Source organism: Clostridium sp. DFI.5.61, from assembly GCF_024462915.1.
Classification (GTDB): domain Bacteria; phylum Bacillota; class Clostridia; order Oscillospirales; family Oscillospiraceae; genus Lawsonibacter; species Lawsonibacter asaccharolyticus.
On sequence record NZ_JANGBZ010000104.1, the window covers coordinates 1 to 4588 of the forward strand.

The following is a 4588-nucleotide window of genomic DNA, read 5'->3' on the forward strand; positions in this document are numbered from 1 at the left end:
CCCCCCCCCCCCCCCCCCCCCCCCCCCCCCCCCCCCCCCCCCCCCCCCCCCCCCGACTGTCGAAAAAGCGGCAGAGCCGCTTTTTCGAGAAAGCAAGCACGCAAGCTGGGTCCCGATCCCTTGCAGGAAAGTGGGCCCATCTTGTGTAAGAGGTGTCATTTCCGAGGTACACGCCCCCGGAAATGACGTGATTTAATTTGATTCCGTCGCCTGCGGGCAACGGAACTCCTTGCAGGAGGGCTTTTTTGACAAGCTGGCCGCCCCGGGACGTTGTCCCAGGGCGGCCAGCTGTGCGCTTCAGTATTCCTCTGTCAGGATCAGCATGCCGTCCAGGAATTTTTTCAGGTTCACCTTGCCGCGTCCCCCTTTTCCCCGCAGATGGGCCATCTCAGCCCGCACCTCGGGAAAGGGGAAGAGCACCGCGGCATACTGGGTGAAGAACTCGTTCCCATAGTCCTCCACCCCCAGGCTGGCGATATGGCCCAGCCCCCGCTCCACCGCCCGCCGGACCCGCTGCTCCATGGTCTTGGGGCTGTCACTGAGCTGGCTGCACAGGGTGCCCACTCCGATCTGAGAGGCCGTCTGCTTTCGCTCCAGCAGGAAGAGGCACAGCTCCATGATGTCCCCGGCCCCCTTCTCCCCTGCCATGCCCAGCTGGCTCAGGATGTACTGGATGCGCCGGCGCCACACCTCCTGCCGCCCCGCCGGAGCGGCGGGCTGGGACTCCCGGCTCTGAAACACGCTCTGGATGGTGTGGAGGGCCCTCTCGTTCTCCATCTGCCGGATCACGTTGCCCACCACCTGGCGCACCTCGATCAGGTTGATGGGCTTCTGGATAAAGAACTCCACCCCGGCCTGATACGCTTTTGCAATCAGCTCTTTGGCCGACACCTGGGAGATCATCACGAACTTGGCCCGGCTGCCCAGCTCCTTCAGCTCCCGCACCAGCTGGATGCCGTCCCGCCCGGGCATCAGCAGATCCACCAGCACCAGATCCGGGTCCAGCGCCATGATCCGCTCCGGGTCCGGGGCCCCCTCCTCGCTGGCGCCGCACACCCGGCCCAGTGCGCTGCTCTCCAGGATATCCTCCAGCACCCCGATCACCGAGGGGTCGTCCTCCGCGATATAGATCCTCATTTCTCTCTCTTCTCCCCCTTCACACGGTGGAGCGGCAGCTCCACGGAAAAACGCGCGCCCCGCCCCGGCTGGCTCTCCACCGAGACGGAGCCGCCCAGCTCCTCTGTCAGCGACTTGACTGCGGGCAGGCCCACGCCCCGGTTGATGTTGCCGGTCTCCGGGTCAAATTTGGTGGAATAGCCCACCTGGAACAGATTGTGCATGGAGCGCTCCGAGATGCCGGGGCCGTCGTCTGACACGGTGAGAAACAGAGTGTCACCCTCCACCCGCTCCTCCACCAGCACGATCCCACGGCCGCCAGCTCCCTGAATGGCCTCGATGGCGTTGGTCACCAGGTTCTTCAGGATGGACAGCAGGCGGTAGTGCTCCTGGGTGGAGAAGTTGGCGGTGCGCCTGCACTCCAGGCGGATGCTGGCCCGGTTCTCCCCCAGCATCCGCCGGGTGGAGTTCTCCAGAATGTGCATCAGATCCTGGAATTCCATCTGCTCCTGGTCGTAGACCTCCTCCACCTCCCCCTCGATGCCCCGGATGATGCGCAGGTTGTCCTTTTTCACCTCGTGGACGTCCCGGGCAATGGACAGGGCCAGGGCACTCAGCTCACCGCTCTCCCCTTCCTTCTCCCCCAGCCGCTCATAGAGGCGGTATGCGTTGGTCATCACCTGTTCAATGTCGTCGGAGTTCTTTTTTAAAAAGTACAGCTCGTTTTTCAGCTCCGCCGTCATCAGGAACAGGCGCTGGTAGCGCCGCTCGTGCCCCTGCCGCAGCAGCAGGCGGTGGTAGTACCGGCTCCCCCACAGGATCATGGCCGCAGTGAAGGATCGGGCCACCGCCAGTCCGATCAGGGGGAGCAGGGCCCGGGCCTCCGTCTCCAGCCCCCGCACTCCGGAGGACAGGTACAGATTGATCACATTGGAGATAAAGTCACTGACCAGAAAGGCCGCTCCCATCCGCCCCAGAGAGGCGGTGCGCCGGTCCCGGATCAGCAGGCAGAGCACACAGTCATAGCAGAGGTAGAACACGCCGCCGGGATACTCCATCCGCAGCGCCTCCCCCGGCGGCATCCCTGCCGCCAGGTCCAGTGCCAGCCGCATCATCACCACGCACAGTCCGGTGACCAGCCCAGTGTCCGGGCGGTGGCTCTCCCGCATCATGGTCACCAGCAGGGCCGGGTAGAGGATGGCGGCGGTGGAGACCCGGAAGCCCTCCGCCCACACTGTCAGATACAGCTGGGAGGTCAGGGCCACTGCCAGCCCGATCAGCAGCCTGCGCTGCCACGGGCCGATCCTCCAGCCTTTTCTCCCCAGTCCCCCCATGGCGCTCTCCCCCCGTTTTTTCTCTATTTTACTCCATCCCCCGGCAGCTGCGCAAGCGTCCCCCTCCCCCTTCCCGCAAAATTCCACCCTTTTCTAAAAAAATCCGCTCCCGCTCCCGCCCCCTCCATTGACTTTCCTCCCGGAATTGGGTATGATTCACTTTATGTAATACGTCGTCCAAGCGCAGAAAGGAAGTTTTGACCATGCCCACACTGGAACAGTTCAAAAACGCCCGGAGCGTCTTAAAGGGCGTGATCCGGGAGACCAGTCTCATCGACTCCCCGGCCCTGTCCAAGGGCTGCGGCAACCGGGTCTATCTCAAGCCCGAAAATATGCAGGTCACCGGCGCCTACAAGATCCGGGGCGCTTACTATAAGATCAGCACCCTGACCCAGGAACAGCGGGAGCGGGGCCTGGTCACCGCCTCCGCCGGCAACCACGCCCAGGGCGTGGCCTACGCTGCCCAGGCCGCCGGCGTGCCCGCCACCATCGTCATGCCCACCACCACCCCCCTGGTGAAGGTGAACAATACCAAGGACTACGGGGCCAAGGTCATCCTCCACGGTGAGGTCTTTGACGAGTCCGCCGAGCTGGCCGCCAAGCTGGCGGAGGAGGAGGGGCTGACCTATATCCACCCCTTCAACGACCTGGAGGTGGCCACCGGCCAGGGCACCATCGCCTATGAGATCTTCCAGGACCTGCCCGACGTGGACATCATCCTGGTGCCCATCGGCGGCGGCGGGCTGGCGGCGGGTGTGTCCACCCTGGCCAAGCTGCTCAACCCCAACGTAAAAGTCATCGGCGTGGAGCCGGAGGGGGCGGCCTGCATGAAGGCCAGCCTGGAGGCGGGCCATGTGGTCTCCCTGCCCACCGCCAACACCATCGCTGACGGCACCGCCGTCAAGACCCCTGGAGACAAGGTGTTCCCCTACATCCGGGACCATGTGGACCAGATCATCACCATCCCAGATACGGAGCTGGTGGAGGCTTTCCTGGATGTGATGGAAAAGCATAAGATGGTGGTGGAGAACTCCGGCCTGCTGTCCGTGGCCGCTCTGCGCCACCTGTCCTGCCAGGGGCTGAACGTGGTCTGCGTCCTCTCCGGCGGCAACATGGACGTGATCACCATGGCCTCCCTGGTCCAGCACGGCCTGATCATGCGGGGCCGCATCTTCACCTTCTCCGTCCTCCTCCCCGACCGTCCCGGTGCCCTGCTCAGCATCGCCGATATCCTGGCCCGGGAGAACGGCAACGTCATCAAGCTGGAGCACAACCAGTTCGTGAACATCAACCGCCAGAGCGGCGTGGAGCTGAAGGTCACCCTGGAGGCCTTCGGCCACGACCACAAGGACCGCATCCTGGAGGCGCTGAGCCAGGCCGGCTACCAGGCCCACGAGGTGGACACCACCGATTTCTATCACTGATCCGGCCCTGTTGACTCGCGCTCTTTTTGGGGAAGCCCCCACGTCAGACCGTATCCAACAAAACAGAAAGGGGATCTTTGAAATGGATTTTGAGGCTTTGCAGGCGGCCCGGGAGAGCTGCCGTGTGTACAGCGACCGCCCCGTGCCCCGGGAGACCCTGGCCCACCTGGTGGACGTAGCCCGGCTGGCCCCCAGCGGCTGCAACGCCCAGCCCTGGCGCTTCATCATCATCGACGAGCCAGAGGCCCGGGCCAAGCTCATTGAAGCGCTGGACGACGACGGGCTCACTGGCTGCCCCTGGGGAGACCGGGTGCCCAACTTCATCCTGATCTGTGAGGATGAGGCACACGTCAAGCCCGGCGTCGCGGAGCACTACGGTGCCCAGCACTTCGCCCAGATGGACATCGGCATGGCTGCCATGGCCCTGTGCTATGAGGCCACTTCCATGGGGCTGGGCACCTGCCTCATCGGCACCATGAACCAGGCCAAGCTGCACCAGTCCTTCGGCATCCCGGAGGAGCGGCCCGTCCGCCTGATCGTCACCGTGGGCTATCCCGCCAAGGAGACCGCTCCCCGGCCCAAGGTACGCAAGGAGCTGGACGACATCCTCAGCTACAACCACTGGTGAGCCCGGGGGCCCCGCCCCGCCGGCGCACAGCCACTGCCCCGGGGGGGGGGGGGGGGGGGGGGGGGGGGGGGGGGGGGGGGGGGGGG

At 64.8% G+C, this 4588-nt stretch carries 4 protein-coding genes; 2 read left to right on the forward strand and 2 right to left on the reverse strand.

All coding sequences use genetic code 11. The annotated features are described in order from the left end of the window. Positions 1 to 297: 297 nt before the first annotated feature. Both NE584_RS19105 and NE584_RS19110 read right to left on the reverse strand, forming a co-directional pair. Complete coding sequence (locus NE584_RS19105; protein ID WP_108980580.1) at positions 298 to 1137, reverse strand: DNA-binding domain-containing protein; 840 nt, start codon at positions 1135 to 1137, stop codon at positions 298 to 300. Continuing rightward, positions 1134 to 2450, reverse strand: a complete 1317-nt coding sequence (locus tag NE584_RS19110; protein WP_256183522.1) for a sensor histidine kinase — start codon at positions 2448 to 2450, stop codon at positions 1134 to 1136. Before NE584_RS19110 ends, NE584_RS19105 begins: the two co-directional genes overlap by 4 nt. Before the next feature lie 203 nt (positions 2451 to 2653). On the opposite strand from NE584_RS19110, the gene ilvA reads away from it, so the two are divergent. Both ilvA and NE584_RS19120 read left to right on the forward strand, forming a co-directional pair. Then, the gene (gene ilvA / locus NE584_RS19115) at positions 2654 to 3874 is read left to right on the forward strand and encodes a threonine ammonia-lyase (protein WP_050623503.1); all 1221 of its coding nucleotides are present in this window, start codon (positions 2654 to 2656) and stop codon (positions 3872 to 3874) included. Between the two features lie 82 nt (positions 3875 to 3956). Next, complete coding sequence (locus NE584_RS19120) at positions 3957 to 4502, forward strand: nitroreductase family protein (RefSeq protein WP_108980577.1); 546 nt, start codon at positions 3957 to 3959, stop codon at positions 4500 to 4502. The last annotated feature ends 86 nt before the right edge of the window (positions 4503 to 4588 follow it).

Excerpts from the sequence above, each read along its gene's own strand:
- NE584_RS19105 (WP_108980580.1), bottom strand. The coding sequence starts at position 1,137 with ATGAGGATCTATATCGCGGAGGACGACCCCTCGGTGATCGGGGTGCTG.
- ilvA (WP_050623503.1), top strand. The coding sequence starts at position 2,654 with ATGCCCACACTGGAACAGTTCAAAAACGCCCGGAGCGTCTTAAAGGGC.
- NE584_RS19110 (WP_256183522.1), bottom strand. The coding sequence starts at position 2,450 with ATGGGGGGACTGGGGAGAAAAGGCTGGAGGATCGGCCCGTGGCAGCGC.
- NE584_RS19120 (WP_108980577.1), top strand. The coding sequence starts at position 3,957 with ATGGATTTTGAGGCTTTGCAGGCGGCCCGGGAGAGCTGCCGTGTGTAC.